24 protein-coding genes are annotated in these 25,908 nt (G+C 72.8%); 12 read left to right on the forward strand and 12 right to left on the reverse strand.

The window, feature by feature from the left end; genetic code table 11:
* Positions 1–88: 88 nt before the first annotated feature.
* The 6 genes from ACYF6T_RS02385 (at position 89) to ACYF6T_RS02410 (ending at position 4,794) form a co-directional block, all read left to right on the forward strand.
* The gene (locus tag ACYF6T_RS02385; RefSeq protein ID WP_461692961.1) at positions 89–727 is read left to right on the forward strand and encodes a LysE family translocator; all 639 of its coding nucleotides are present in this window, start codon (positions 89–91) and stop codon (positions 725–727) included.
* A gap of 185 nt (positions 728–912) precedes the next feature.
* Entirely contained in the window at positions 913–1,098 is a 186-nt protein-coding gene (locus ACYF6T_RS02390) for a hypothetical protein (RefSeq protein WP_461692963.1), read from the forward strand.
* 21 nt (positions 1,099–1,119) lie between these two features.
* Complete coding sequence (locus ACYF6T_RS02395) at positions 1,120–1,809, forward strand: hypothetical protein (RefSeq protein WP_461692965.1); 690 nt, start codon at positions 1,120–1,122, stop codon at positions 1,807–1,809.
* Positions 1,806–2,789, forward strand: coding sequence for a DUF6895 family protein (locus ACYF6T_RS02400; protein ID WP_461692967.1), 984 nt, complete (start codon positions 1,806–1,808; stop codon positions 2,787–2,789). Before ACYF6T_RS02395 ends, ACYF6T_RS02400 begins: the two co-directional genes overlap by 4 nt.
* Complete coding sequence (locus ACYF6T_RS02405) at positions 2,786–3,706, forward strand: DUF6895 family protein (protein ID WP_461692968.1); 921 nt, start codon at positions 2,786–2,788, stop codon at positions 3,704–3,706. Before ACYF6T_RS02400 ends, ACYF6T_RS02405 begins: the two co-directional genes overlap by 4 nt.
* Positions 3,703–4,794, forward strand: coding sequence for a serine hydrolase domain-containing protein (locus ACYF6T_RS02410; RefSeq protein ID WP_461692970.1), 1,092 nt, complete (start codon positions 3,703–3,705; stop codon positions 4,792–4,794). The genes ACYF6T_RS02405 and ACYF6T_RS02410 overlap by 4 nt, the downstream gene beginning before the upstream one ends.
* 51 nt (positions 4,795–4,845) lie before the next feature.
* Here the strand turns inward: ACYF6T_RS02410 and ACYF6T_RS02415 are convergent, their stop codons facing one another.
* Both ACYF6T_RS02415 and ACYF6T_RS02420 read right to left on the reverse strand, forming a co-directional pair.
* Entirely contained in the window at positions 4,846–6,219 is a 1,374-nt protein-coding gene (locus tag ACYF6T_RS02415; protein ID WP_461692972.1) for an alpha-lytic protease prodomain-containing protein, read from the reverse strand.
* 239 nt (positions 6,220–6,458) lie between these two features.
* Positions 6,459–6,632: a hypothetical protein gene (locus ACYF6T_RS02420; protein WP_107082809.1), complete on the reverse strand. Its 174-nt coding sequence runs from the start codon at positions 6,630–6,632 to the stop codon at positions 6,459–6,461.
* A 377-nt stretch (positions 6,633–7,009) separates the two neighbouring features.
* Here ACYF6T_RS02420 and ACYF6T_RS02425 point away from each other — a divergent pair, with 377 nt between their 5' ends.
* Positions 7,010–8,110 carry an ABC transporter ATP-binding protein gene (locus ACYF6T_RS02425; RefSeq protein WP_461692974.1) on the forward strand — a complete coding sequence of 367 codons (1,101 nt, stop codon included), beginning with the start codon at positions 7,010–7,012 and terminating at the stop codon, positions 8,108–8,110.
* 55 nt (positions 8,111–8,165) lie between these two features.
* On the opposite strand, the gene ACYF6T_RS02430 is transcribed toward ACYF6T_RS02425, so the two are convergent.
* Positions 8,166–8,975, reverse strand: coding sequence for an SDR family oxidoreductase (locus ACYF6T_RS02430; protein WP_461692975.1), 810 nt, complete (start codon positions 8,973–8,975; stop codon positions 8,166–8,168).
* 64 nt (positions 8,976–9,039) lie between these two features.
* On the opposite strand from ACYF6T_RS02430, the gene ACYF6T_RS02435 reads away from it, so the two are divergent.
* From ACYF6T_RS02435 to ACYF6T_RS02445, 3 genes are all read left to right on the forward strand, one after another.
* On the forward strand, positions 9,040–9,825 hold the full coding sequence (locus ACYF6T_RS02435; RefSeq protein WP_461692977.1) for a helix-turn-helix domain-containing protein: 786 nt from the start codon (positions 9,040–9,042) through the stop codon (positions 9,823–9,825).
* Between the two features lie 126 nt (positions 9,826–9,951).
* The gene (locus tag ACYF6T_RS02440; RefSeq protein ID WP_461692979.1) at positions 9,952–10,347 is read left to right on the forward strand and encodes an HD domain-containing protein; all 396 of its coding nucleotides are present in this window, start codon (positions 9,952–9,954) and stop codon (positions 10,345–10,347) included.
* 25 nt (positions 10,348–10,372) lie between these two features.
* Positions 10,373–11,176 carry an SDR family oxidoreductase gene (locus tag ACYF6T_RS02445; RefSeq protein WP_461692981.1) on the forward strand — a complete coding sequence of 268 codons (804 nt, stop codon included), beginning with the start codon at positions 10,373–10,375 and terminating at the stop codon, positions 11,174–11,176.
* 6 nt (positions 11,177–11,182) lie between these two features.
* Here the strand turns inward: ACYF6T_RS02445 and ACYF6T_RS02450 are convergent, their stop codons facing one another.
* From ACYF6T_RS02450 to ACYF6T_RS02470, 5 genes are all read right to left on the reverse strand, one after another.
* Positions 11,183–11,416 (reverse strand): hypothetical protein, encoded by a 234-nt coding sequence (locus tag ACYF6T_RS02450; protein WP_461692983.1) that lies wholly within the window; start codon positions 11,414–11,416, stop codon positions 11,183–11,185.
* A gap of 77 nt (positions 11,417–11,493) precedes the next feature.
* Entirely contained in the window at positions 11,494–12,987 is a 1,494-nt protein-coding gene (locus ACYF6T_RS02455; RefSeq protein ID WP_461692984.1) for an SDR family NAD(P)-dependent oxidoreductase, read from the reverse strand.
* 104 nt (positions 12,988–13,091) lie between these two features.
* The gene (locus ACYF6T_RS02460; RefSeq protein WP_461692985.1) at positions 13,092–14,426 is read right to left on the reverse strand and encodes a wax ester/triacylglycerol synthase family O-acyltransferase; all 1,335 of its coding nucleotides are present in this window, start codon (positions 14,424–14,426) and stop codon (positions 13,092–13,094) included.
* A gap of 145 nt (positions 14,427–14,571) precedes the next feature.
* On the reverse strand, positions 14,572–16,887 hold the full coding sequence (locus tag ACYF6T_RS02465; RefSeq protein WP_461692987.1) for a GH92 family glycosyl hydrolase: 2,316 nt from the start codon (positions 16,885–16,887) through the stop codon (positions 14,572–14,574).
* Positions 16,884–19,502, reverse strand: a complete 2,619-nt coding sequence (locus ACYF6T_RS02470) for a PA14 domain-containing protein (RefSeq protein ID WP_461692988.1) — start codon at positions 19,500–19,502, stop codon at positions 16,884–16,886. Before ACYF6T_RS02470 ends, ACYF6T_RS02465 begins: the two co-directional genes overlap by 4 nt.
* A gap of 161 nt (positions 19,503–19,663) precedes the next feature.
* Between ACYF6T_RS02470 and ACYF6T_RS02475 the strand changes: the two genes are divergently transcribed.
* Positions 19,664–20,047, forward strand: a complete 384-nt coding sequence (locus tag ACYF6T_RS02475; protein ID WP_461692990.1) for a cupin domain-containing protein — start codon at positions 19,664–19,666, stop codon at positions 20,045–20,047.
* A 12-nt stretch (positions 20,048–20,059) separates the two neighbouring features.
* Here the strand turns inward: ACYF6T_RS02475 and glgC are convergent, their stop codons facing one another.
* From glgC to ACYF6T_RS02490, 3 genes are all read right to left on the reverse strand, one after another.
* Positions 20,060–21,280: a glucose-1-phosphate adenylyltransferase gene (glgC, locus tag ACYF6T_RS02480; protein WP_461692991.1), complete on the reverse strand. Its 1,221-nt coding sequence runs from the start codon at positions 21,278–21,280 to the stop codon at positions 20,060–20,062.
* Positions 21,281–21,364: 84 nt separating this feature from the next.
* Positions 21,365–22,516, reverse strand: coding sequence for a glycogen synthase (gene glgA, locus ACYF6T_RS02485; RefSeq protein ID WP_461693237.1), 1,152 nt, complete (start codon positions 22,514–22,516; stop codon positions 21,365–21,367).
* A gap of 35 nt (positions 22,517–22,551) precedes the next feature.
* Positions 22,552–23,268: a (2Fe-2S)-binding protein gene (locus tag ACYF6T_RS02490; RefSeq protein ID WP_461693238.1), complete on the reverse strand. Its 717-nt coding sequence runs from the start codon at positions 23,266–23,268 to the stop codon at positions 22,552–22,554.
* A gap of 210 nt (positions 23,269–23,478) precedes the next feature.
* Here ACYF6T_RS02490 and ACYF6T_RS02495 point away from each other — a divergent pair, with 210 nt between their 5' ends.
* Positions 23,479–24,546 carry a DMT family transporter gene (locus tag ACYF6T_RS02495; RefSeq protein WP_461692993.1) on the forward strand — a complete coding sequence of 356 codons (1,068 nt, stop codon included), beginning with the start codon at positions 23,479–23,481 and terminating at the stop codon, positions 24,544–24,546.
* Here the strand turns inward: ACYF6T_RS02495 and ACYF6T_RS02500 are convergent.
* Positions 24,536–25,720: a transglycosylase family protein gene (locus tag ACYF6T_RS02500; RefSeq protein WP_461692995.1), complete on the reverse strand. Its 1,185-nt coding sequence runs from the start codon at positions 25,718–25,720 to the stop codon at positions 24,536–24,538. The genes ACYF6T_RS02495 and ACYF6T_RS02500 overlap by 11 nt on opposite strands.
* Positions 25,721–25,908: the final 188 nt, after the last annotated feature.

A 25,908-nucleotide genomic window follows, 5' to 3' on the forward strand; every position in this document is an offset into this window, starting at 1 on the left:
CTGCGCGACACGCTAGCCCGGTCCAGGCCCCGGTGCCGGTGGCGAAATGCGCTCGCCGGGTGAACCGGGCGCGTGCTTGCATGGCCGCATGATGTCCACCGACCGTCTCCTCGCCTTCGCGGCGCTGTCGTTCCTGCTGATCGTGATACCGGGCCCCAGCGTCCTGTTCGTGGTCGGGCGGGCGCTCGCGCAGGGGCGGCGGGCCGCCCTGACCACGGTCGCGGGCAACACCCTCGGCGCGTATGTGCTGGTGGTCGCCGTGGCGGTCGGGATCGGGTCCGTGGTGGAGCGCTCGGTGCTGGTCTTCACGACACTGAAGCTGGCGGGCGCCGCCTATCTGGTGTTCCTGGGCGTGAAGGCGTGGCGTCAACGCGGGTCCCTGCGGGCCGCGTTCACCGACGGCAGGGTCGCCCACGGCACGCTGCGCACGTTCTGGGAGGGCTTCGCGGTCGGGGTGACCAACCCGAAGACGATCGTGTTCTTCGCGGCCGTCCTGCCCCAGTTCGTCGACCGTGAGCAGGGCCGTGTCACCCTGCAGATGCTGCTGCTCGGCCTGGTCTTCAACGCGATCGCGCTCGCCTCCGACAGCGTGTGGGGCCTGGCCGCGTCCACCGCCCGCGACTGGTTCGCCCGCTCCCCGCGCCGGCTCTCCCTGGTCGGCGGCGTGGGCGGCCTGACCATGATCGGCCTGGGCGTGACCGTGGCGGTGACGGGCCGCACGGACTGACCGGGCACCCAGGACCGGAAGCGCCACGAGGTTCTGTCTTCAACTTCTGCAGACGCGGCTTACCGGCCATCCGGAAGTTGAACAAGAAATTAAGGGCATATCTGGATTTTGCGCATTAATCGGTCGCTTTCGGTCACTAGATGAGGTGAGTCGAATCCACAGCTCAACGACAGGGAGATGGTGGTATGGCTTACCCCGAGAAGATCATCGAAGAGACCCGCGTGCGCGACATCGATCTCGACGCGGTACTGGACCCCGCCGAGCCCGACGGTGTCTACCGGGACAGCAGGGAGTGCGCCGCGCTGGCGCTGTCGTCCGGGACGACGAACCTTCTGCTGTCGCCGCCGACCCCGCGGCCCAAGAAGGGCTGAACGCCTCGACGGGAGCGACAGATGAAGCAGTCAGGTACTTCCGCCCTCTTGCAGGGCGCGGTGCAGGACCTCGCTTCGAGCGTGGTCTCCGCCCTCCGTGGCGGAGGCCACGCGCCGTCGGACGAGATCCCCCTGTACGGTCCCTCCGGTGACCTGGACGTCGCGGCGGCCCGCGTGCTGGGCGCCGACCTCCTGCTGCCGAGCGTCCTGCACCGCGCACCGCCCCCGCCCGACCGGCTCGACCTCGCCCGACGCACCCTCGACGCCTTCCCCCCGCGTCCGGACGCCGCGCCCACCGTCCAGTGGAGCCACTGGGCCCTGAGGCGCGCACTGCACCACGTCGATCCGTCCCCCGCCGGCCTCCCGCCGGAGCCGGACGCGACCTGGATCGACGGCGCCTCCTGGCCGTACCTCACCCACCAGCTCGCCGTACTGGCGCCCCTCGCGCTGCCCGCCGAGGACTGCGCGGTGGCCCGGGCGGCACGCGCCAGGAGCCTCGACGTGGCCCGGGGCTTCGTGCGGGCGGTCCGGCGCCGGGACTGGCTGCAGGCGGCCGGCGCGGGCCGCTGGCTGACGCTGCTGCCGGACGTGCCGGACACCCTGGGTCTGGCGTCCGGACTCGACTTCGTGGAGCTCATGGGAGGTGAGGACCCGCGGGTGCTGCTCCAGGTGCGGGCCGCGCGGCTGATGTCCACGGGGGTGCCCGCGTGACGGCGCCACGGATCGCACAGGTGCAGCGGGCGGCGCTGGGCTGGCTGTCCCAGCGGCGGCAGCGGTTCGCGCTGGGCCCCGACGCCCTGTCGCCGGACGGCCGGGTCAACAGCACCTGGAAGCCGCTCGGCGAACTGGCGCAGGTCTGCGCCACGCTCGCCGTGCACACCCCCCGCTCCGATCCGCTGCACGCGTGCGCGCGCGACCTGCTCGCCTTCGCCTGGCGGCAGACCGAGGAGGGCGAGCTGTTCCTGCGCCTGCAGCGGGCGGAGCCCTTCGCCACCTATCCGCTGGAGGTCTACGCCGCGTTCGCCGCGGCCGGCCTGCGCCACCCCGGTTACGAGCGGGCCGCGGCCACCGTGGCCCGCACGCGCGGCTGGCGGCTCGCCGAACAGGACCCCACCCGGCGCCTCGGCGTCCTGCGCGCCGAGCAGTGCGGCCGGCTGAACCCGCACGCGCGCGTGGAGCACGTACTGGCACGGACCTGGCTGGGCGGGCTGCCGGAACCGTGGACGTTCGAACGCTCGTCCGGCTACGCGCTGACCCATGTCGTCTTCCATCTCACCGACTGGGGCCGGGGCGGACCCGGCGTACCGCCCGGGCTGGCGGACTATCTGACGGACTGGCTGCCGGCCTGGCTCACCACCTGCCTGGAAGCCCGTATGTGGGACCTCGGCTGCGAACTGCTCGCCGTCGCCGCGAGCCTGCCGGAGCCGCCCGACGAGGCACTGCTCGCGGACGGCTGGGACCGCGTCGCGGACGCGCAACTGCCCTCGGGCGCCCTGCCCGAGGAGGGCGGCGGCGAGGACGCCGCCGGCTCCGACGACTTTCCCCACAGCTACCACTCCACCCTGATGGCCGCCTTCGCGGCCGGTCTCACGGCCGGCCGGCGGGGCCGCGCGGACGGTGACCGGCCCACCGGCCGCCCGCGGCCCGGCGGCGTACGGATCGCGCACGGCGGACAAGGAGTGCCCGGATGACCGACACACGTCTCCTGCACACGGTGGGGGCCCGCGCCATCGAGTGGCTGTGGGCCCACCGCGACGGATTCCGGCTCGAGGAGGACGTCGACCCGGAGGTCGGGTTCCTGGAGCGGTTCAAGCCGATCGGTGAACTCGCCCTGGTCTGCAAGGTGCTGTTCCGCGAGGGCGTCGCCGGGTCCCGCCAGGCCGAACTGGCGCGCCGGCTGCTGGACCACGTCTGGCGCGAGACGCTGGACGGCGGCCGCATGCTGGTACGCGGCCAGCGCACCGAGCCGATCTCGCCGATCCCCTTCGAGGTGTACCTGCCCTTCAGGGAACTCGGCTACAGCCGGCCCGAGATCGAGCGGGCCGCCGTACTCAACCACCGCCTGGACAGCTGGCACGCCTTCGAGACCACCCCCACCCGGCGCCTGGGCCTGTCCGCGTTCCAGCGCCGCTTCGGGCTGCGGCCCCGCCCGCCCGAGCAGGAGGCCCTGGCGGCGACGTGGCTGGCGCGCACGCCCGAGCCGTGGACGGTCGAGGGGCACATCGCCTACGACGTGACGCACGCGGTGTTCCACCTCACCGACTGGGGCGAGAACCCGGACGGCCTGCCGCCCCGGCTCGCCGACTACCTCGCCCAGTGGCTGCCGGTGTGGATCGACGACTGGCTGGACCTCAGGCGCTGGGACCTGCTGGGCGAACTGCTCGTCGTGGACGCCTGTCTGCCGTGTCCCACGCTGGACGAGCGCGGCTGGGCGGGGTTCGCCGGGGCACAGCGGGCGGACGGCGCCATGCCGGCGGTGCGGGACATGCCCGAGACCGACGACGCCGACCAGTTGTTCGACATCGTCTACCACCCGACGCTGGTCGCCGCCTTCGCCTCCACCCTGGCCACCTCCCGCGCCCTGACCGAGCTGGCGCAGGCGTCATGACCGGCCGCACGCTGCTGTGGCCCGGCGAGGCCCTCGACGATCCGCCCGAATCCGACGGCCCGCGACCGGACGACGGCCCCGACGACGGCGAGCTCGGCGAGCGGCTGGCGGCCGCCGTCGACGCGGTCGAGGCCCCCGACGCCGTCTTCGCGCTCTCCCGCCACGGGCGGCGCCTGACGCGCACCGGCGGCACCGCCCCCGCCCCGGCACTCCCCCGCGAGGACCTGCGCTACGAGATCGGGTCGGCCACCAAGGCGTTCACGGCGCTGCTGCTGACCGAGCTGATCCGGCGCGGCGCCGTGACCGGAGCCGAACCCGCCGCCGCGCTGCTCCGCCCGGCCCGTCCCACCGAGGCGTCACCCGCCACGCTGGCCCACCTCGTGACCCACACCGCGGGACTGCCCGCGCTGCCACGGGACTTCCACCTCCGCGCCCTGCCCGCCTGGCACAGCAACCCCTACGGCCGCTACCCCTCCGCGCGGGTCGTCGACGCCTACCTGCGCCACCACCCGCGCCACCGGCCCGGAACCCGCTGGCACTACTCCAACTTCGGCGTTGCCGTCCTCGGACACGCGCTCGCCGCCGCCACGGGGACCTCCTGGGAGGACCTGGTCTCGACGTGCCTGCTGCGCCCCCTCGGGCTGTACGGCACCTCCCTGCGTCCCGGCGACACGGACCTCGACGCGGTGGGCCGCCGCAAGGACGGCCGCACCCCGACCCCGTCCTTCGACGCCGGCGGCTTCCAGGCGGCCGGCGCCCTGCGCGCCACACCGCACGACCTGCTCGCCTTCCTGGAGGCCCATCTCCGGCCGGACGGCACCCCGCTTCGGGAGGCGCTCAGAGCGGTACGCCGTCCCGTCCTGCGCCGCGGCCTGGGGCACCGCCACGTGCACACCGTGGGGTGGTTCCGGCATCCGTTCTCCGGCGGCCCGATGTACTTCCACAGCGGAGCCACCCTCGGCCAGCAGGCGTTCCTGGGCTTCCGGCCGGACGCGGGCACGGCCCTGGTGGCGGTGTGCACCCGGCGGTTTAGGGCGCACGACCCGTTCGTGGCCACGGCGTACGGGCTGCTGGCGGACCTGCCGTGACCCGGCCCGGGCGGCGAGGCGCGGTGCCCCGCGCCCGGGCGGACGGCGTCGTCACACACGCTGCCAGAGGGCGGGCGTGACGTCGGGGGCCCAGGAGCTCTGCGCCTGGTGGGTCTGCAGGCACCGGTAGCCGACCGTGCCGTACGTCACCGTCGCGCCCGCCTGGTACACCCGTCCCGCGCTCCAGCCGTCCGCCGCCGCGCCGTTCTGCTCGGGCGCCGCGGTGCTCTGGCCCGTGGTCTTCAGGGTCAGGCCGAAGTCGCTGAGGGTCGGGTTGACCGGCTGGAAGAACGTCGTGCCGCCGCTCGTGCAGTCGCCGGAGCCGCCCGAGGTGGTGCCCTGCGCCTGGACGCCGGCCACGTAGGGGCCGCCGGAGTCGCCGGGTTCGGCGCACACGCTGGTCTGGGTCAGCCCGTCGACGGTGCCCTCGGCGTAGCTGACGCTGGTGTCCTGGGACTGGACGGTGCCGCAGTGCCAGCCGCTGGTCGAGCCGGAGCGGCACACCGACGCGCCGACCACCGCCTCCACCGAACCGGCGACCTGGACCTTCTCGCCGTTGTCGGCCTTGACGTCCGGGGTGGCGGTCCAGTTGGCGTTGACGCCCACCCAGGCCATGTCCTTGCCGGGGAAGGTGGAGGCCTGGAAGGTGCCCTGGTCGGTCTGGTCGAAGCCGGTGGTCTTGGAGCCCGGCTTGCCGCAGTGGCCGGCCGTGACGAAGCCCTGCTGATCGGCCTTGGTGACGGAGAAGCCGATGGAGCACCGCGCCTGGGCGTCGATGTAGTAGGCGTCGCCGCCGACGAGGTCGGTCATGAGCCGGGGCCGCTTCGCCGAGGAACGCACGCTCGTACGGTCGGCCTGTGCGCCGGCCGCCTGGACGAACCTGGTGGCCGCGGCGCCGCTGGTGGCCTGGATCACCACACGGTTGGTCCGGACGTCCACGTACCACACGGGCGTGTCGGCGGTCTGGACGCGCGTGGCCGCCTGGTCCAGCTTCTCCTTGACCGAGCGCAGGTCGTCCAGTCCCCAGCGCACGACCGCGGCCTTGGCGCCCTGGGCCTCGATCGTGGGGACGTCCGCGGCGTCGGTGGTGGCGACGGTCAGCTCGGCCGAGGTCGCGCCGCGCACCCAGGCGCCGGCGAAGTGCGGGCCCAGGGCGTTGCGCAGGACCCCCGCCCGACTGCCGGCCTCCGCCTCGTTGACCAGCCGGGTGGAGGCCTGACTCGAGGTCAGACGTAGATCGCGGCGCAGGGCGCTGAGGACCGCCGAGGACGGCCGGTCGGCGCCGACGGTCTGGGCGGCGCTGGGGAACGGTCCGCGGGGGGACGGCGGTTCGGCCGACGCGGCCGGATGGATCGCGGCCAGGGCGAGCGTACCGAGAGCGGTCACGGCGGCGCTGCGTCCGACCGCACGGTGTCTGCCTGCCATGCGGCGTACCTCCTTGGGATGCGGTTGAGCAGGTCGTGAGGCAACAGACCTACCGCCGCAGCCGCGGGCGATGGCGCGGGTGATCCCCTTTTGCGTACTTCGGGGGACGCCGGGATGGCATGTGCAGTAGCGATGCGCGGGGCCCGGGTCTCCTGTCCGCAGGAGACCCGGGCCCCGGCTGGAGCTCGCCGGTCGTGACGATCCGGTCGTGACGATCCGGTGCGCGAACGGTGGGCGCGTCAGTCGACGCTGGGCAGGATGTGCGGCTCGGCCAGGTCGTCCTCGTAACCCGCCAGGCGGATCGGGGCGGACCTGGCCCACACGTCGAGGCTGCCGATCTCGCCGGGCCGCCGCCCGGCGCGTTCGGTGCGTTCCTTGGGGCGCTGTTCGCGATTCGTCTTCTCCGGTGTCACCGCGCACTCCTTATGTGTCGGGTCACCCTCGGGGCGTGCCGGCCACTCTGCGGTCCGGCGCCTGACGCCCGCTCGGGTCTGAGTCGAAAGCCGTTCGGACGCGGTGGCGCCGGTAACTCGCGTGAGAGCAAACCGTTGTGAAGCGGCCTGCCCCGGGACGGACGTGGGTGTGGGTGGGACCCGGTGGTGCTGTCCGTCGGCTCCAGATTAACCAAATGAGCGGGCGCCTGCTCGATGGGGCTGAAAACTTGTGGTTACTGTCTCAAGTCGTCCTGTTTCATCCCTCTCTCGCGTCACCCGTTCGGCGCACAGGTCTGCCGAAACCCCAACAGGCGTTCCACCCTGGGGTGGAGGGCTTCGTCCGGGAGGGGGCTGTCATGGCGTCCGTCACCTTCGAGAAGGCCACCCGGTGCTTTGCCGCGGCGGCCCGGCCGGCCGTCGACGCCCTCGATCTGGAGATCGGGGACGGCGAGTTCATGGTCCTGCTCGGTCCTTCCGGCTGCGGGAAGTCGACCTGCCTGCGCATGCTGGCCGGGCTGGAGGAGGTCGACTCCGGGGCGGTGCACATCGGTGTCCGGGACGTCACCCATCTTCCGCCGCGGGAGCGCGGGGTGGCGATGGTGTTCCAGAACTACGCCCTGTACCCGCATTTGTCGGCTGCCGACAACATCGGCTTCGCCCTGCGCGTCGCCCGCATGCCCCGGCGCGACGCCCGCCGGCGGGTCCGGTTCGCCGCCTCGGTGCTGGACCTGGAGGACTGTCTGGGGCGCAGGCCGGGGTCGTTGTCGGGCGGCGAGCGGCAGCGGGTCGCCACCGGGCGGGTGCTGGTGCGGGACCCGCGGGTCTGTCTGATGGACGAACCGCTGTCCCACCTGGACGCACGGCTGCGGGTGGAGACCCGGGCGCGGATCGTCGGGATGCAGCACCATCTGGGGATCACCACGGTGTACGTCACCCACGACCAGGTCGAGGCGATGGCCGTGGGCGACCGGCTCGCCGTGCTCAGGGACGGTGTGCTGCAACAGGTGGGCACGCCGAGGGAGGTGTACGCGCGCCCGGCCAACGTGTTCGTGGCCGGGTTCGTCGGGTCGCCCGCGATGAACCTGTTCCGGCTGCCGCTGTCGGCGGACGGTGCCCGGCTCGGCGCCATCACCGTGCCGCTGCCCCGGGCCGCCCTGCGCGCGGCCGGGCCCGAGCGGGAGATCGTGCTCGGCGTGCGGCCCGAGGAGTTCGAGGTCCTGCCGCCCGACGACGCGCGGACCGCAGGGCTGGACCTCGTGGTGGAGACGGTCGAGGACACGGGGGCCGCCACGTACCTGCACGCCGCCGGCTGGTCCGGCGAGGGGCTCGTCCAGGTCGTCGTACGACTGCCGGGGCGCCCCGCGCACGGCAGGGGCGAGCGGCTGCGGGTGGCGATCCGCGCGGACGCCGCGCACTGCTTCTCCGCCGCGACGGGGCTGCGGCTTCCGACGGACTGAGGGGCACCGTGCCGAGGGAGGGACGGCCGCACCGCGGGCCACCCCGCGGAAACCGTCAGGCCCTGGCGGCCAGCGGTCGCCACGCGTTCCACGTGCGCAGTCGCCGCTCGTAGGCGGCTTCGACGACGGGATAGGGGTAGGTGCCGAGGAACAGGCGCAGGGGCGGGTCGTCGGTGTCGACGAGTTCGAGGACGACGTCGGCGGTGGCCCGCGGGTCCTGCGGCGCGCGGGCGGCGGCGCCGGAGCGGCGCGCCTCCCGGACGGGTTCGTACGCGGCGATGGGTTGCGTGTGCACCGCGGACGCGCCGGACCAGTCGGTGCCGTAGGGGCCGGGTTCGAGGAGGGTGACGTGGATGCCGAGCGGGCCGACCTCCTGGGCGAGCGCCTCGCTCATGCCCTCCAGCGCCCACTTGGAGGCGTTGTACAGGCCGAGGGTGGGGAAGGCGGCGAGGCCGCCGAGGCTGGACACCTGAAGGATGTGCCCGCGGCCGCGGGCGCGCAGGTGCGGCAGGGCGGCCTGGGTCACCCACAGGGGACCGAACAGGTTGGTGTCGAGCTGGGCGCGGGCCTGTTCCTCGGTGGTCTCCTCGACCATGCCGAACAGGCCGTAGCCCGCGTTGTTGACGACGACGTCGAGGTGCCCGAAGGCGTCCACGGCCCGCTGGACGGCGTCGGCCGCCGCCGCCCGGTCGGTGACGTCCAGGCGCAGCGGCAGGACGCGGTCGCCGTAGGCGTCGGCGAGGGTGTGCAGGGACTCGGGTCGGCGTGCCGTGGCGGCGACGCGGTCGCCGCGGGCGAGGGCGGCCTCGGCCCAGATCCGGCCGAAGCCACGGGAAGCGCCGGTGATGAACCATGTCTTGCTCATGTCCCCACCGTGCGAGATCCGGCGGGCGGCAGCCAGCACCCCGGGAGGGTTACCCTTCGGGGACATGGCGAGCGACAACGTCCTGGGAGAGTTCCTCAAGGCCCGGCGGGGACGCGTTGCGCCCTCGCACGCGGGCCTGGCCGCGCCCGGCCGGCGCCGGGTGGCGGGGCTGCGCCGGGAGGAGCTGGCCCGGCTGGCCGGGATCAGCGAGCCGTATCTGATCCGGCTGGAGCAGGGCGTCGACCGCCACCCCTCACCGCAGGTGCTGCGGGCGCTCGCGCGGGCCCTCGAACTGGACGCCGACGCCACCGCCCACCTGCTCTCGCTCGCCGCCCCCGCCCCGCAGCGGCCCGCGGAGAGCGAGGTCTCCCCCGACCTGCACCAGCTGCTCGACGCGTGGCCGGACCGTCCGGCGTACGTGCGCAACCGGCGCTTCGACGTGCTCGCCGCCAACAAGCCGGCCCGCGCGCTCGCCCCCATGTACGAGCCCGGGCACAACCTGGCCCGGGACGTGTTCCTCGACCCCGCGGTGCGCCGGCTGCTGCCGGACTGGCCGCTGATCGCCGCGCAGACCACCGCCGCCCTGCGCGCCGAGGCCGACCCGCACGATCCGAGGACCGCGCGCCTGGTGGCCGAGCTGGAGGCGGACGGCGACTTCCGCCGCCTGTGGGCACGGCACGACGCGCGGCACGCCCGCGACGAACTCAAGCGGTTCGCCCATCCCGTCGTCGGCGAACTCGTCCTGCGCCGGCAGGCTCTCACTGTCGGCGGCGCCGAGCACCAGGTGGTCATCGCCTACCAGGCGGCGCCCGGCAGCCCGTCCGAGGCGGCCCTCGCCCGGCTCGTGTGAGAAGCGCGCGTCCGGCACGGCTCCGCGTCGAAGGGGCCACGCAGTTCAGGTCCCGTTGGCCGAATCGAAACACGGCCATGATCTGCTGGCGGGTGGCAACGGCTTGTCCGGCGGGAGGACTGACGCATGGAGCTGCGCAGTGTCGAGGAGCTGATGGATCTGCTGTACGCCTGCCGGCACCAGCATGCGCTGCGCACCGCCGCGCTGCTGCGCCGCAGCCGCCCCGCCGACAAGGAACTCCAGGTGGCGGGGCTGGTGCACGACATCGGGCAGGTGCTGTCGCCCGGTGACGAGATCCGCCGGGCCGAGCACGCGGCCGAGGCCGTGCGGGCCCTGCTCGGCGAGCGCGTCTACCGGCTGGTGGGCCGTCACTGCCCCGCCGGGGACGAGGACCTGGGGCGCCTGCGGCTGGCGGACGAGGAGAGCCGGACGGCCGCCTTCGACGCCGGTGTGCTGGAGGACTGGCGCACGGTCCTGGAACTGGTGGCGGCACGCAACTCCCGCCTCGGGGCTGTCGACTGACGGCCCGTCATGAGACGGTACGGCGATGACGTCGTCGTACGGGCTCCAGGGGAAGGCCGCCGTCGTCACCGGCGCGACGCGCGGCATCGGGCGGGCGGTCGCCCGGGAGCTGGCCGCCGCGGGCGCGCACGTGTGCGTCACCGCGCGCGACCCCGAGGAGGCGCGCCGCACGGCCGAGGAGCTGGGCGGCATCGGGGTGAGCGGGAACGTCGGCGACCCGGCGCACCTACTCGAGGTCACGGAGCGGACGCTGGGCGCCTTCGGCCGGATCGACGTCGTCGTCAACAACGCGGCGACGAACCAGCCGTACGGGCCGCTCATGGAGGCGGACCCGCAGGCGTGGCGGGCGGCGTTCGGCGTCAACGTGGAGGCGCCGCTCAGGCTGGTGCAGGGCGCCTGGCGGGCGTGGATGCGGGAGCACGGCGGCGCGGTCGTCAACGTCTGCACCGAGGGCGCCACGCACGTGGGGCCGAACGTCGGGGCCTACGGCACCAGCAAGGCGGCCCTGCTGCATCTGACCCGGCAGCTCGCGGGCGAGCTCGCCCCGAAGGTGCGGGTCAACTCCGTCTCGCCGGGCCTGGTGCGCACCGAGATGGCGCGCTTCGTGTGGGAGCCCGGCGAGGAGCAGGTCGCCGCGGGGCTGCCGCTGGGGCGGATCGGGGAGCCGGAGGACGTCGCGCGGGCCGTGGTGTGGCTGGCGTCCGACGCGGCGCGCTGGGTCACCGGGGCCGACCTGCTGGTGGACGGCGGCACACGGGTCAGGACGGCGTACCCGTCCGGGTACGCCGTCCACGACCGTCTGCGCTCGTCCGCCCCGCCCCGGGACTGAGGCGCCTCAGGGGAACAGCGCGATCCCCACGAGGATCAGCAGGATGATGCAGGCGATGAGCACCACCGTGGCCCAGGGGCCGCGGTGCTTGACCGGACGGGTGGGTCCGCCGCCGCGCGGCCGGTCCTCCGGCAGCTCCGGATGTGCCGGCCGGTCGCTGGCGTAGAACTGCTCGTCGGTCGGGTAGTGGTTGCGCGGGTCGTTCTGCGCCCGCGGATCGATGCCGTGTGGACTGCCCATGAGAATCACTCCTGGCGCGGTAGTCACCGCAGAGCGGGTTCCCGGCCGGCGCCGGGCCACACGTCACGATCGGCGGCTCACCACTTCCCGGGCGCGTAGTCCTTGAGGAAGACGCCGTACAGGTCCTCGCCCTGTTCACCGCGCACGATCGGATCGTAGACCCGGGCGGCCCCGTCGACCAGGTCGAGCGGCGCGTGGAAGCCCGCCTCGGCCAGGCGCAGCTTGTCGTAGTGGGGGCGCTCGTCGGTGATCCAGCCGGTGTCGACCGAGGTCATCAGGATGCCGTCGGTCTGGAACATCTCCTGGGCGCTGGTCCGCGTCACCATGTTCATCGCGGCCTTGGCGGCGTTGGTGTTCGGGTGGCCCGCGCCCTTGTAGCCGCGGCCGAAGACGCCCTCCATCGCCGAGACGTTCACCACGTAGGCGCGCTTGCTGGCCGCCCTCCGCGCCGCCTCGGCCATGGCCGGGCGCAACTTGCTGATCAGGATGAACGGCGCCGTGTAGTTGCACAGCTGGGTCTCGAGGAGCTCCACCGGGGAGATCTGCTCGATGGTCTGCACCCAGGTGTTGGTGTCGACGACGTCCGGGACCAGGCCGCCCGCGTCGATGGCGGTGCCGTCCAGGTGGCGTTCGACGCTGGCGTTGCCCGCGACCAGGGCGAGGTCGGCGACCTGCTGGGCGTCGAGGCCGCTGGTGCCCGGGGGCAGGGCGGCCAGGCCGTCGACCGCGCCGGAGTTGAAGGCGCCGATGACGTGGTGGGCGGGCAGCTCGCCGGCCGGCAGCGGGGCGCTCTCGCCCTCGACCAGGGCGGCGTAGGCGGAGGGCAGGCGGCGTACGGTCTGCGTCGCGTTGTTGACGAGGATGTCCAGCGGGCCCGCCGCGGCGACCTGCTCGGCCAGGGCGACGGCCTGCGCCGGGTCGCGCAGGTCGATGCCGACGACCTCCAGGCGGTGGATCCACTCCGCGGAGTCGTCCATGGCCTTGAAGCGGCGGATGGCGTCCTTGGGGAAGCGCGTGGTGATGGTGGTGTGGGCGCCGTCGCGCAGCAGGCGCAGCGCGATGTACATGCCGATCTTGGCGCGGCCGCCGGTGAGCAGGGCACGCTTGCCGGTGAGGTCGGCGCGGGCGTCGCGCTTGGCGCGGTTGGTGGCGGCGCAGTCCGGACAGAGCTGGTGGTAGAAGTAGTCGACCTCCACGTACCGGGCCTTGCAGGTGTAGCAGGAGCGGGGGCGCTGGAGTATGCCCGCGACCCGGCCCTCCTCGGTCCGCGAGGACGGCAGCAGGCCCTCGGTCTCGTCGTCGATGCGCTGGGCGGAGCCGGTGGCCGTGGCCTCGGTGACCGCCTTGTCGTGGGCGGTCTTGGCGGCCCGGCGCTCCTGGCGGCGGCGCTGCTTGACGGTGCGGTAGACGCCCGCGGTGGCCCGGCGCACGGCGATCGCGTCCGGGTGGTCGACCTCCAGCTTGTCGAGCTCCTCCAGCACGCTCAGGCAGACGGCGAGCCGCTCCGGGTCGATGCCGGGCCCGTACACGACCTCGTCCGTGGTCGCCGAGCCGTCCTGTGTCACCGTCATCGCGCTGCCGTTTCCCTGATCGCCCGAGCGGCGCTCCGATCGCGCCCGCTGTCCGAACGGTGGATTTTACGGAGCGCCGGCCCGGTCCTCCAAACCCGTCGTGATCAGGAGCCGCAGGCGGTGATCAGGGTCTCGACCTCCGCGGTCAGGGCCGCCGACAGGCGGTCCAGGTCCGGTACCGCCTCGGCGTCCGCGACCAGGCCGTAGTGGACGTGTCCGCGGTACGTTGAGACCGCCACCGCCAGGGCCTGGCCGCGGGCCAGCGGGGCGAGCGGGTAGACCTCGGTGACCGGGTTGCCGCCGAGCTTCAGGCCGATGGAGGGCAGGGGCACGCTGGTGACCAGGATGTCGAACCAGAGCCGGGCCGCCTGGCTGACCAGCGGGCCGCCGAGCCGGTGGCCGAGCGGGGGCACGTGGTCGGCGAGCAGGGCGACGGCGCCCGCGCCGCGGTTGGGGCCGGCGTTCTTGTTGCGGTCCATGGCGGTACGGACGGTGGCGAGGCGGCCGAGCGGGTCGGGGTCGTCGACCGGGAGCCGTATCAGGTAGCCGGAGAGGCGGTTGCCCTGCGGGTGGGCGGTGCGCGGGCGGCGCTTGGAGACGGGGATCAGGGCGCGCGGCGCGACGCCCTCGCTGCCGTCGCCGCGCTCGTCCAGCCAGCGCCGTAGGGCGCCCGCGACGACCGCGATCAGCACGTCGTTGACGGTGCCGCCCTGCGTCTTGCGCACCCGGTGCACGTCGTCGAGGTCGATGACCACGCCGGCGGTGCGGCGGGTGCCGGTGGCCTCGGAGGTGAACGCGGACGACGAGCGCGCGGCGAGGCTGGAGACGGCCACGGAGGCGCCGATGTCCAGGGCGCGGCCCACGTCGGACACGGCGGCCCGGACCATCCCGGGCAGTTTGCGCACGTCGGGCAGCAGGCCCCCCTTGGGCTCCTCGGGGCGGGGGCGCGGCGCGGGCATGTCCATGGGGTCCAGGACGGCCGCGGCGAGCGTCAGCGCCCGCAGACCGTCGGCGAGCGCGTGGTGGAACTTGAACAGCACGGCGAACCGCACGCCGTCCTCCCCCGGCAGCACGTGCGCCTCCCACGGCGGCCGGCCGCGCTCCAGCGGGCGCTCCATGAGCCGGCCGGCCACCGCGTGGAAGTCGGCGGTGGGGGCGTGCAGCCGTACGTGCCGCAGGGGGTCGAAGTCGGGGTCGGGCTCGCGGGAGGCCCCGCCGAAGGCCAGGGGGCGGAAGGAGAACGGCTGCCATACGTCCCGGATGCGCATGCGCAGTCCGGGGACGGCCGCGGCCCGGGCGGCGAGCAGGTCGGCCGCGTGGGCGCCGGCCGTGGGCGAGTGCGCCGAGAAGACCCCGAGGGCGCCCAGGTGCATGGGGTGCTCGGCGGACTCGATGTTCCAGAACGCCAGGTCGAGTGGAGCGAGCAGGTCGGAAGTCAATGGCTTGCCTCGCGTCGACGGACGGGTGGGCCAGCAGTCAATCGCCCTGGGGCGATTACGGTCAAGTACGATCAAGCTACGCTCAGTTAACGGCAGATTAAGTCCCGCCCCTCTGGGAGGGGCGGGACTCATGCGGTACCAGCGGTCACTTCAGCGCGGGCGGCGCGGCCTGGGGTGACGAACCCCACTCAGACGGGCGCGGGCCGACCGTGAAACCGAGCGTGCGCAGGGAGCGCAGATCGGCGGTCGTCAGGTAGGTGCGGTCGTACGACGTCCCGTCCACCCGGGCCGACTGGATGTAGCGGTCGGTGCCGGAGGTGCCGGGGGCCGTGATGGTCAGGGCGCCGCGCGGATAGTAGCGGCGGTCCAGGGTCAGGTCGACGCGGTCGAAGACGGGCGTGGACAGGCCCCAGGTGTCGTAACCGGGCTGTACCGGGAAGATCCCGATCGACGACAGCACGTTCCAGGCGGACATCGTGCCGAGGTCGTCGTTGCCGGTCATGCCGGTCGGGGTGTCGGTGAAGAGGGTCAGCGCCGCGTGCACGACGTCGGTCGTCTTCCACGGCTCGCCGGTGGACAGGTAGGTGTAGGGGGCGATGAGGTCGGGCTCGTTCTGCGGGTTGTACTTGTCGGCGTTGTAGTAGTCGTACGGGCCGTTGACCCACACCTCGCGGGCCGTCTTCGCCGGGTCGGCCAGCAGCTGGTCGTAGGCGAAGAAGGAGTCCAGCCGGTCGTTGGCGGCCTGCTTGCCGCCGATCAGGTCGACCATGCCGGGCAGGTCCTGCGGCACGAGCCACTGGTACTGCCAGGACGTGCCCTCGTGGAAGCCCTCGCTCTGCGCCGGGTCGGCCGGTCCGGTGAAGGCGCCGGAGGCGTCACGGGCGCGGAAGAAGCCGGTGGAGGGGTCGAAGATGTTCCGGTAGCTCTGGGCGCGGGCCGCGTAGCGCGCCGCGTCGGCGCCGTGGCCGAGGTCGCGGGCCATCTGGGCGAGCATCGCGTCCGACAGGGCGTACTCCAGGGTCGCCGAGGCGCCGTGGTCGTAGTCGGAGTCGCCGGGCTTCACGTGCGGGCGGCCGGCGATGTAGGGCGCGAAGCCGTCGGCGATGTACTCCTTGTTGGCCTCCCGGCCCACGGCCGGCGAGTCGGCGGGCGGCACCCCGTCGGCGTTCCGCTTCAGCGCCCGGTAGGCCCGCTCCTCGTACCCCTTGAGCAGGCCCTGCTGGTAGGCGTTGGTCAGGAACGGCGTGACCGGGTCGCCGGTCATGATGTTCGTCTCGACCGTGCCGTAGCCCCACTTGGGCAGCCAGCCGCTCTCCTCGGAGATCCTGATCACCGAGATCGCCATGTCCCGCGCCTCACGCGGCGCGAGCAGGGACAGCAGCTGGGACTGGGTGCGGTAGGTGTCCCACAGGGACCAGTTCTGGTAGTAGGTGAACCCGTCCGTGCGGTGGATCCGCTGGTCCCAGCCGGTGTAGCGGCCGTCGGCGTCGCTGCCGATGTTCGGCGCCAGGAAGGACCGGTACAGGGACGAGTAGAAGGTCCGGCGCACACTCTCGTCGCCGCCCTTGACCCGTACGTCGTCCAGGCGGTCCTCCCACGCCTGCTGGGCCCGGTGGCGCACGGCGTCGAAGGAACGCCCGCCCTCGGCGCGCAGGTTGACGGCCGCGCCGTGCGCGTCGACGTAGGACAGGGCGGTGGTCGCCTCGACGGTGCGGTCCTCGGTGGTGTCGAAGCGGACGTAGGCGCCGCCCCGCCCGCTCCTGGACCCGGCCGTCACCGTGGAGCCGTCCCAGGTGCCGTACGCGGTGAAGGGGCGGTCGAAGCGGGTGATCGTGTAGACGGTGTAGGGCTTGGTGTCCTGGCAGAAGCCGCGGCCGGTGATGGCGGTGCGGACCGTGTGGTCGTCGAGGACCTCGACCTTGGTGGCGACCGTGGTGTGCAGGGACTGGGCCGCGTTCAGCAGGACGTTGGCCTTGTCGGTGGCCGGGAAGGTGTAGCGCTGGACGCCGGTGCGCGCGGTCGCCGTCAGCTCGGCCTCGATGCCGGTCTTCAGGCCGACCCGGTAGTAGCCGGGGCTCGCCTGCTCGTCGTCGTGGCTGAACTCGGCGGCGTATTGGGCGTAGTCCGTCTGCGTGACGTCGCCGGTGGTCGGCAGCACGGGCAGGTCGCCGCCGAGGCCGCAGCCGACGCCGGAGAGGTGGACGAGCGAGAAGCCGCGGATGTGGTTCTGGGCGTAGTCGTAGCCGGTGTTGTGGCCGGTGTCCGGCGAGAACTGCACCATGCCGAAGGGCACGGCGGCGCCGGGATAGGTGTTGCCCTCGTTCTGGGTGCCGATGAACGGGTTGACGAGATCGGTGAGAGGGGCCGGGCCGGCGTGCGCGGTCACCGGTGCGGCGACCACGCCGGCGGCGGCCGCCACCAGTGAGGCCACGCCCAGGCGCAGGCGTCTGGTCCAGGTCATCGTGTGAGTCCTTCGGTTGCCGTGCAGTTCGCCGGGGTCGCCTGCGAGGCGTCCCGGATGAGGGCCTCGTGCGCGGCCTTCAGCCGCCGGGCGTCCGGCTTCAGGATCGTGCGGTCGTAGGTCAGCAGGCCGTTCAACTCGCCCTCGACGTCCGAGATCTGCGTGTAGACCGCGCCGTTGCTCCCCTGGCAGGCCAGGGCGTGCACCTCGGCGAGCTTGGCGAGGTAGTCGTCGGTGTAGGTCGCCGGGTCGACGTCGACGTACGACTGCTGCACGGACCAGGCGTGGCCGGGCACCGCCAGGCCCAGTCCGCCGTACTCGCCGCTGACCAGGGCGCGTTCGCCGTCCGGGTGGGGTGGCAGGGCGGGGCTGGGGTAGCCGTGCTCGTCCATGATGTCGCCGGTGCCGCCGTCGGCCCCGAGGTTGAGCCCGGACATGGAGTTGACCAGGCGGGTGGGGTCCCAGGCCTTCGCCTGGTCGGCGATGCGGGCCATGTCGTACTGGCCCCAGCCCTCGTTGAAGGTCACCCACATGACAACCGACGGGCTGCTGACGTGCTCGTCGATCACCTGTTTCATCTCCCGCTCGAACTCGGCGCGGGCGGACGCGGACGGGTCGGTGCCGGCGGTCATCGCCGGCATGTCCTGCCACACCAGCAGTCCCAGCCGGTCGGCCCAGTAGAACCAGCGGTCGGGCTCGACCTTGATGTGCTTGCGCACGGCGTTGAAGCCGAGCTGCTTGTGCACCTTCAGGTCGTAGGCGAGGGCGTCGTCGGTGGGTGCGGTGTAGAGGCCGTCCGGCCAGAAGCCCTGGTCGAGGGTGGCCATCATGAAGACCGGCTTGCCGTTGAGGAGGGTGCGCGGGACGCCGTCGACCTTCTCGACGGAGATGGAGCGCATGCCGAAGTAGCTGCCGACGCGGTCGGCTCCGACGGTGACCTTCAGGTCGTAGAGGTAGGGGTCGTCGGGCGACCACAGGTGCGGATCGTCGATGGTCAGGGTCAGGGGTGCGCCGGTGCGGCCGCGGGCCGTGGCGACCTTGCGGTGTCCGGCGTACGCCGTCGCGGTGATCGGCACGCCGTCGCGCACTCCCCGTGCCTCCACGGACAGTGCGCCGTGGGCGACGTCGGGGGTGAGCTTGAGGGAGTCGACGTGGTCGGCGGCCACCGGCTCCATCCACACCGTCTGCCAGATGCCCGAGGTCGGGGTGTACCAGATGCCGCTCGGGTCGAGGCGCTGCTTGCCGAGCGGCGGGTTCTCGCCGTCGGCGGCGTCGGTGGGGTCGTAGACGCCGACGATCAGCTCCTGGGTGCGGCCCGGCTTCAGGGCGTCGGTGATGTCGGCGCCGAACTTGTCGTAGCCGCCCTGGTGTTCGGCGACCTTGGTGCCGTTGACGTAGACCTCGGCGCGCCAGTCGACCGCGCCGAAGTTCAGCTGGAGCCGCTTGCCGGAGCCGATGTGCCAGCCGGCCGGGACGGTGAAGGTGCGGCGGTACCACATGCGGTCCTCGTGGCGTTCCAGGCCGGACAGCTGCGACTCGACCGGGTACGGGACGAGGATGCGCTCGGCGAGCTTCCTGCCGACCGGCGGCTGCTCGCCCGCGGTGGCCGCGGCGAACTGCCAGGTGCCGTTGAGGTTCTGCCAGTCGGCGCGGGTGAGCTGGGGGCGCGGGTACTCGGGGTGGGCGTTGTCCGGGGTGACCTGGTCGGCCCACCGGGTGCGCAGCTCGTAGGTGGAGTGGTTGGGGCCGCTGGTCCAGAAGGCGTTGACAACGTTGCCGCCGGTGGTGGCCAGGCCGCCTTCACCGTCGTAGCGGACGTCGGCGGTGCCGCGTGCGGTGCCGGTCTTGTTGCCGACGACGGGCTGGTCCAGGGCGACGAGGAGGGACTTCGGGTCGGCCGGGTCCAACCGCGCCTCGCCGAGCGGCCACTTGGCGCCGCCGATGACCGCTTCGAGGTGGTCGGCGAGGCCGGCCGGGGGTGCGGTGAGGGGCTGGGCGAAGTCGAGCCTGAGGGTGCGGCCGGTGGCGAGGACGGTGGCGGCGAGGGCGCCGTCGTAGTCGAAGCCGTCGGGGAGGCGGAACGCGGACTGCGGGACGGCTTCCTTGCTGCCGCCGGGCGGGGTCCAGCGCAGGTGCAGGTTGGAGCCGCCGTAGTGCTCGAAGTACTCGACCTTGATGTCGTAGGCCGTGCCCGCGGTCAACTCGACCGGTTCGGCGGTCTGTTCGCGGTCCCAGTCGTCGACCCAGTGGTCGATCAGGAGCCGGCCGCCGACCCACAGGCGGAAGCCGTTGTCGCCGATGACCGAGAAGGTGTGGGGACCGGTCCGCTCCGGCACGATCTTGCCGGTCCAGCGGACGCTGACGTCGTCCGACTGGCCCGTGGCGAAGGCGAGCCGGGGTTCGAGGTTGTCGAAATCGAGGTTCGGATCGAAGGTGGTGGCCTTCAGCTCGTGGAAGTCGAAGGCGCCGGGGGCGGACTGCGTGTAGTACTCGCCCTTCAGGCCGTGCACGGCGGTGGAGTCGTCGGCGGCGGCCGTGCCGGAGGCTGCGCCGAGCCCGGCGATGCCCAGGAGCAGGGCGAGCAGTAACGCGAGTCGGTTTCTGAGGCGTGTCATGCGTACGGACCTCCATAACAACGTTGTCATGGACAGCAGATGGCATGACAACACGGACACCGCCGTCTCGTCCAGGGACATGACAAGCACTCCGGTGGCCCGGCCGCCGCGGCGGCGGAGAATGGAGTGGGGGCTTACCGCTGGGGAAGAAGGCGAGAGCGATGCCGAAGGTGTCCAGGGAATCCGCCACGCAGGGCGGGGACTACGGCCCGGTCGTCGACCACTCCGAGGAGTTCGAGCGGTACGCCGTGAACTTCCTGGCCTTCCGCGAGGACGTCGACCACGGCCCGCTGCTCAGGGGACTGCCCGACGACCGCTGCCAGTGCCCGCACTGGGGCTACGTCTTCAAGGGCACGCTCGTCTTCCGGTACGCGGACCGGGACGAGACGTACGAGGCCGGTGACGCCTTCTACGCGCCGCCGGGACACGTGCCGGTGCACACCGCGCCGGGCACCGAGTACCTGCAGTTCAGCCCGGCCGACGAGCTGCGGCGGACCAGCGAGGTGATCATGAAGAACTTCCAGTCCCCGCCCGCCCAGGGCTGAACCGGCCGGCGGCTACTGCACCCGCTGTCCCTTGCCGAGCGCGATCACCCCGCCCTTGGAGACGGTGTACAGCTCCGCGTCGCGTTCCGGGTTGACGCCGATCGTCGCGCCCGGGGGGACCTCGACGTTCTTGTCCAGGACCGCTCCGCGCACCACCGCGCCGCGGCCGATGTGGACGTTGTCGTGCAGCACCGAGCCCTGGACCACCGCGCCCGGGTCGACCACGACGCCCGGCGACAGCACGGAGCGGGTGACCTGGCCGCGGATGAGGCAGCCGGCGCTGATGATCGACTCGCTGGCCATGCCGCCCGCGTTGAAGCGGGCCGGGGAGAGCTGGTTGGAGTGGGTGTAGATGGGCCACTGCCGGTTGTAGAGGTTGAAGGCGGGCCGCTCGGCGATCAGGTCCATGTGGGCGTCGTAGTAGGCGTCGAGCGTGCCCACGTCACGCCAGTAGCCCTGGTCGCGGGTGGTCTCGCCGGGCACGTGGTTGGCGCTGAAGTCGTACAGCTGCGCCTCGCCGCGGTCGGTGAGCTGGGGCAGGATCGAGCCGCCCATGTCGTGCACCGAGTTCTCGTCCTCGGCGTCCCGCTGGAGGGCCTCGATGAGGACCTTGGTGGTGAAGAGGTAGTTGCCCATCGAGGCGAAGACGCACTCCGGGTCGTCCGGCAGTCCGGGCGGGTCGGTGGGCTTCTCCAGGAAGCGCTCCACCGTCAGGCCGTCCGAGCCGGGGCTGATCACGCCGAAGGAGGAGGACTCGGTGCGCGGGACGCGGATCCCGGCCACCGTGACGCCCGCGCCGCTTTCGATGTGCTGGGCGAGCATCTGCCGGGGGTCCATCCGGTAGACGTGGTCGGCGCCGAAGACGGCGACGTACTCGGGCTGTTCGTCGTGGACCAGGTTGAGGGACTGCAGCAGCGCGTCGGCGCTGCCCAGGTACCAGCGCGGGCCGAGCCGCTGCTGGGCGGGGACCGGGGTGACGTAGTTGCCGAGCAGGCTGGACATCCGCCAGGTGGTGGTGATGTGCCGGTCCAGCGAGTGCGACTTGTACTGCGTCAGCACGCAGATGCGCAGGATGTCGCCGTTGACGAGGTTGGACAGGACGAAGTCAACCAGGCGGTAGGTGCCGCCGAAGGTGACCGCGGGTTTCGCGCGGTCCGCGGTCAGGGGCATCAGGCGCTTGCCTTCTCCGCCCGCCAGAACGATTCCGAGCACCGAAGGACCACCACGACGCATGGCCGCTCCCCTCACACGTGTTGACCCCAGCCTGCCCCTGAGCAGAACCGCGTAAGCCTGTTCGAGGTTGTCCCTGCCCGCTTTCTATCCGTCTTTGAGGATCTCCTCGTAAAGCCTGACCGTACGGCGGGCGACGGCGTCCCAGCCGAACTCGCCGACCGCCCGTTCACGCCCCGCCTCGCCCATCCGCCGGGCGGCCTCCGGGTCGCCCAGCACCGAGTCGAGGGCCCGCGCGAGACCGGCCTCGAAGTCGTCGTCCAGGGTCACGAGTACCCCGGTCTTGCCGTCGTCCACGACCTCGGGGATGCCGCCGACCCGGGAGGCGACCACGGGCGTGCCGCAGGCCATCGCCTCCAGGTTGACGATGCCGAGGGGTTCGTACACCGAGGGGCAGACGAAGGCGGCGGCGTGGGTGAGGAGCTGGATCACCTCGGGGCGCGGCAGCATCTGCGGGATCCAGTGCACGCCCTCGCGGACGCGGCTGAGCTCCTCGTAGAGGTCGCGGAACTCCTGGTCGATCTCGGGGGTGTCCGGCGCACCCGCGCACAGCACGACCTGGGCGCCGGGGTCGATGTCCCGCACGGCGCGCAGCAGGTGCGGCACGCCCTTCTGCCGGGTGATGCGACCGACGAACAGGATGTACGGGCGGCCCCGGTCCAGGCCGATGCGGTCGAGGACGTCGGTGCCGTGGTCGGGGCGGTACAGGCTGGTGTCGATGCCGTTGTGCACGACGTGCACGCGGGCCGGGTCCAGCGCCGGGTAGCAGCCGAGGATGTCCTCGCGCATGGCGCCGGAGACGGCGATGACGGCGTCGGCGGACTCCACGGCGGTGCGCTCGGCCCAGCTGGAGAGCGCGTATCCGCCGCCGAGCTGCTCGGCCTTCCAGGGGCGCAGCGGCTCCAGGGAGTGGGCGGTCATCACGTGCGGGATGCCGTAGAGCATCTTGGCGAGGTGGCCGCCGAGGTTGGCGTACCAGGTGTGGGTGTGCACCAGGTCGCGGCCTTCGAGGCCGGCGGTCATGGCGAGGTCGACGGAGAAGGTGCGCAGCGCGTCGTTGGCGGTGTCGAGCGCGGCCCAGGAGCGGTGGCGTACGACGCCGACGCCGCGGCCCTCGCCCCAGCAGTGCACCTCCAGGTCCACCAGCTCGGTCAGCTCCCGGGCGAGGAACTCCACATGGACGCCCGCGCCGCCGTACACGTCCGGGGGGTACTCCCGGGTCAGCAGTCCCACTCGCACCCGCAACCCCCTGTCCTGGACCCGTTCCTTCATGGTCACCCAGATGCGCCGCGCGCGGAAGGGCGCGGGGCTCGTGTGAAGCAACAGTCACCGCACACGCCTCCACCGGGTACCCGGTAATACAGGCAGCAACTGCGGCGCCGGTGGGTGTCGGTGAGGGCACCGGACAGCAAGGGGTGGGTGAGCAGCTCGGCGGCGAGGGAGCGGGCCCGTCCCGTGGGGCCCAGCCGGCGGGCGGCGCCGGTCAGCGCGGAGGCCGCGTTGCCCCGCAGCAGGCCGGGGGCGAGGCGGTGGTGCGCCCGCAGGGCCCGGGCCAGCGGTTCGAGGTGGCCGTGCAGGACGACGTCCGCGACCGTCGCGGCGTCGGCGGGGCGGGCGCGGACCTCCGTCAGCCACAGGTCGTCGGGGGCGCCGGCGGCGGGATCCCAGTGCAGCAGGCCGGGGTCGAGGTCGGGGACGCGGCCGTAGAGCTCGGCGCAGCCCAGGGTCACCGACCACAGCCGGGCGGCGAGGCCCTGGTGGGCGATGGAGGCGGCGATGCGCGGCTCGGGGGCGCGCAGGGCGGCGGCGACCTTCTGGACACGGAAAGTCATGGAATTTCCGTAAACATCCGACGTCCGATTTTCGTACACCTGCGTGAGCGACGGCAGCGCGGCGCCCGGGGCTGCGCCCGCGCGTAGGACGAAGAAGCCGCCGAGCGTCCGCAGGGCCGTGAGCTGGGGGTCGAGGTCCACGAAGAGCAGTAGTACCAAGGCGCCCAGGGGTGGCATCCAGGGGGTGTCCACCCGGGGTCACCCACCCTGGGGAGGACGGCGTCCGATTCGTACTCCATCGGCAGTAGGACCCATTGGGTGCTCAGGGACGACGACGGGAAGAGATCGACGGGGCATCGTGTTGGTCATGAAGGCCGACCGTTCGTCGCGCAGGGGTCACCGCCCCCGCCTCACGCAGAGGAGCAGCTCATGAGTGCCCTCGCGGTGTCCGTGCTGCTGTCCCTCGTCTCCGCCGTGGCGTACGCCGGCGGAGCGATCGTGCAGGAGCACGTCGCGGTGTCCTCCCCGGGCGAGCAGTACGCGCCGCTGCGCCGGCCGAGCTGGTGGGCTGCGGTGGCGCTGAACGGCCTCGGCGGGGTGCTGCACGTGGTGGCGCTGGCCTACGGCCCGCTCTCCCTGGTGCAGCCGCTGGGCGCCCTGACCATCGTCTTCGCGCTGCCGATGGCGGCGCTGTGCGTGGGCCGCCGGGCCGGGGCGGCCGCCTGGCGCGGGGCGATCATGGCGACGGTGGGCCTGGCCGGTCTGCTGTCCCTGGTCGGCAGCTCCGAGTCGCAGTCGCTGGACACCGCGCAGCGGGTGGCCGTCGCCGTGGTCACCGGCGGTGTGGTCGTCGCCCTGATGATCGCCGGCCGCGCCGCCCACCGGCACCCGGCGGTGCGCAGCATGCTGCTCGCCACCGCCTCCGGCATCGCCTTCGGCATGTCCTCGGTGTTCACCAAGACGGTCGCCGTCGACTGGAGCGGCGGCGTGCGTCCCGGCGACCTGCCCTCCCTGGCGGTGATCGGCGTCTTCGCGACGGCCGGCATGCTGCTGTCGCAGGCCTCCTACCGCGGCGCGGGCCTCGCGGCCCCGCTGGCCACCCTGACGGTGGTCAACCCGGTGATCGCGGCGGCGGTCGGCATCACGATGTTCGGCGAGACGTTCCGCTACGGCTCCACCGGCACCGCGCTCGCACTGAGCTGTGGTGTGGTGGCGGCCGGCGGTCTGATCCTGCTGACGACGGAGCGCATCGCCCGCCCCGCCCCGCAGGAGACGGAGCCGGCCGGGCGGCAGCCCGTCACCGTGGCGCGCGAGGAGGTCGTCGTACCGGCGCAGGTGGGCCCCTCGGTGCTGGAGGTGGCGTACGTCGAAGCGCCCCAGGACGCGGACGAACTGCTCACCGACCCCGCCCGCTACCGCTTCTACGGCCCGTTCTACGGCGGTTCCTACGTCCCGATGCCGACGCTGGACCGGCACCGGGAGCGGATCAAATCCTGACGCCGCCGGCCCTGAGGTACGCCACGGGGTCGATGTCGCTGCCGAATCCGGGCCCCGTCCGCACCTCGAAGTGCAGATGCGGGCCCGTGGTGTTGCCGGTGGAGCCCGAGCGGCCGATGCGCTGGCCGGCGCCCACGGACTGGCCCGCCCGCACGGAGATCGCGGACAGGTGGGCGTACTGGCTGTAGCGGCCGTCGGCGTGCCGGATCACCACCTGGTAGCCATAGGAGCCGCCCCAGCCGGCCGTGACGACCTTGCCCGCGGCGACCGCCTTCACGGAGGTGCCGGTGGGCACGAGGAAGTCGACGCCGGTGTGGTAGCCCTTCGACCAGGAGGAACCCGCGACGTGGTAGCCGGTGCCGATGGGGGCGTGGACCGGGGCGACGAGCGTGTGCGTGCTCGTCGTCTTCGCCTCGGTGTGCGAGGTGGTCGAGGTCGTCGACGAGGACTTCGTGGTCCTGGTGGACTTGGTGGTGTGGGTGGCCGGGGCCGCCTTGGGGTGCAGTTTCAGGCGCTGGCCGGGCAGGATGAGGTCCGGGTCGGCGCCGATGGTGTCGCGGTTGCCGGCGTACAGCTTCTGCCAGCCGCCCCGCACGTGTTCGGTCTCGGCGATGTCGGAGAGGGTGTCGCCGCGCACCACGGTGTACATCTCGGCCGTGCCCGCGCGGGACTGGGGGGTGGTCTGCGGCCGCACGTCCTGGGCCGAGGTCTTCTTCGTGGCCGCCTTCGTGCGCTTCGTGCTCGCCGTGGCCTTGCCGTCGGTGCCGCCTTGGGGGTGCACGTCGGGGGTGTCGCCGCCCCGGGTCAGACCCGCCCGCACCGAGCACACCGGCCAGGCTCCGGGCCCCTGTCCGTCCAGCACCTTCTCGGCGACGGCGATCTGCTGGTCCTTGGTGGCGAGGTCCGCGCGCGGGGCGTACCAGGTGCCGCCGTACGCCTCCCAGGTGGACTGGGTGAACTGCAGCCCGCCGTAGAACCCGTTGCCGGTGTTGACGTGCCAGTCGCCGCTGGACTCGCAGGCGGCGACCTTGTTCCAGGTGGACACGTCGGCCGCGTGGGCGGTGCCGGCGCCGATCAGCGGGATCGCCATGCCGGCGCTGCCGGCCGTGACGGTGAGCGAAGCGCGGTTGATCCTGTTCGGCTGGTACCGGCGGTGCCGGCCGCGTACGGCCATATCGGAGCCCCCTCGGCATGCGTCGGGAGGGCCAAAAGTAAGCGCCACGAACAGGCCATGACAAGACGGCAATCGGCCGCCCTGCCCCTCAAGTGGCCGGTGGTGCACGGCAGTTGCGCAACCGCTGAGGCGGTTGGGGCCCGTGGTGCGTATGTCCGTATGGTGCGCCGGTCCGCTGGGACATGAGC

The sequence above is a fragment of the Streptomyces sp. 7R007 genome (assembly GCF_054850255.1).

Excerpts from the sequence above, each read along its gene's own strand:
- ACYF6T_RS02385 (WP_461692961.1), top strand. The coding sequence starts at position 89 with ATGATGTCCACCGACCGTCTCCTCGCCTTCGCGGCGCTGTCGTTCCTG.
- ACYF6T_RS02390 (WP_461692963.1), top strand. The coding sequence starts at position 913 with ATGGCTTACCCCGAGAAGATCATCGAAGAGACCCGCGTGCGCGACATC.
- ACYF6T_RS02395 (WP_461692965.1), top strand. The coding sequence starts at position 1,120 with ATGAAGCAGTCAGGTACTTCCGCCCTCTTGCAGGGCGCGGTGCAGGAC.
- ACYF6T_RS02405 (WP_461692968.1), top strand. The coding sequence starts at position 2,786 with ATGACCGACACACGTCTCCTGCACACGGTGGGGGCCCGCGCCATCGAG.
- ACYF6T_RS02410 (WP_461692970.1), top strand. The coding sequence starts at position 3,703 with ATGACCGGCCGCACGCTGCTGTGGCCCGGCGAGGCCCTCGACGATCCG.
- ACYF6T_RS02415 (WP_461692972.1), bottom strand. The coding sequence starts at position 6,219 with ATGGCAGGCAGACACCGTGCGGTCGGACGCAGCGCCGCCGTGACCGCT.
- ACYF6T_RS02425 (WP_461692974.1), top strand. The coding sequence starts at position 7,010 with ATGGCGTCCGTCACCTTCGAGAAGGCCACCCGGTGCTTTGCCGCGGCG.
- ACYF6T_RS02430 (WP_461692975.1), bottom strand. The coding sequence starts at position 8,975 with ATGAGCAAGACATGGTTCATCACCGGCGCTTCCCGTGGCTTCGGCCGG.
- ACYF6T_RS02435 (WP_461692977.1), top strand. The coding sequence starts at position 9,040 with ATGGCGAGCGACAACGTCCTGGGAGAGTTCCTCAAGGCCCGGCGGGGA.
- ACYF6T_RS02440 (WP_461692979.1), top strand. The coding sequence starts at position 9,952 with ATGGAGCTGCGCAGTGTCGAGGAGCTGATGGATCTGCTGTACGCCTGC.
- ACYF6T_RS02445 (WP_461692981.1), top strand. The coding sequence starts at position 10,373 with ATGACGTCGTCGTACGGGCTCCAGGGGAAGGCCGCCGTCGTCACCGGC.
- ACYF6T_RS02450 (WP_461692983.1), bottom strand. The coding sequence starts at position 11,416 with ATGGGCAGTCCACACGGCATCGATCCGCGGGCGCAGAACGACCCGCGC.
- ACYF6T_RS02455 (WP_461692984.1), bottom strand. The coding sequence starts at position 12,987 with ATGACGGTGACACAGGACGGCTCGGCGACCACGGACGAGGTCGTGTAC.
- ACYF6T_RS02465 (WP_461692987.1), bottom strand. The coding sequence starts at position 16,887 with ATGACCTGGACCAGACGCCTGCGCCTGGGCGTGGCCTCACTGGTGGCG.
- ACYF6T_RS02470 (WP_461692988.1), bottom strand. The coding sequence starts at position 19,502 with ATGACACGCCTCAGAAACCGACTCGCGTTACTGCTCGCCCTGCTCCTG.
- ACYF6T_RS02475 (WP_461692990.1), top strand. The coding sequence starts at position 19,664 with ATGCCGAAGGTGTCCAGGGAATCCGCCACGCAGGGCGGGGACTACGGC.
- glgC (WP_461692991.1), bottom strand. The coding sequence starts at position 21,280 with ATGCGTCGTGGTGGTCCTTCGGTGCTCGGAATCGTTCTGGCGGGCGGA.
- ACYF6T_RS02495 (WP_461692993.1), top strand. The coding sequence starts at position 23,479 with ATGAGTGCCCTCGCGGTGTCCGTGCTGCTGTCCCTCGTCTCCGCCGTG.
- ACYF6T_RS02500 (WP_461692995.1), bottom strand. The coding sequence starts at position 25,720 with ATGGCCGTACGCGGCCGGCACCGCCGGTACCAGCCGAACAGGATCAAC.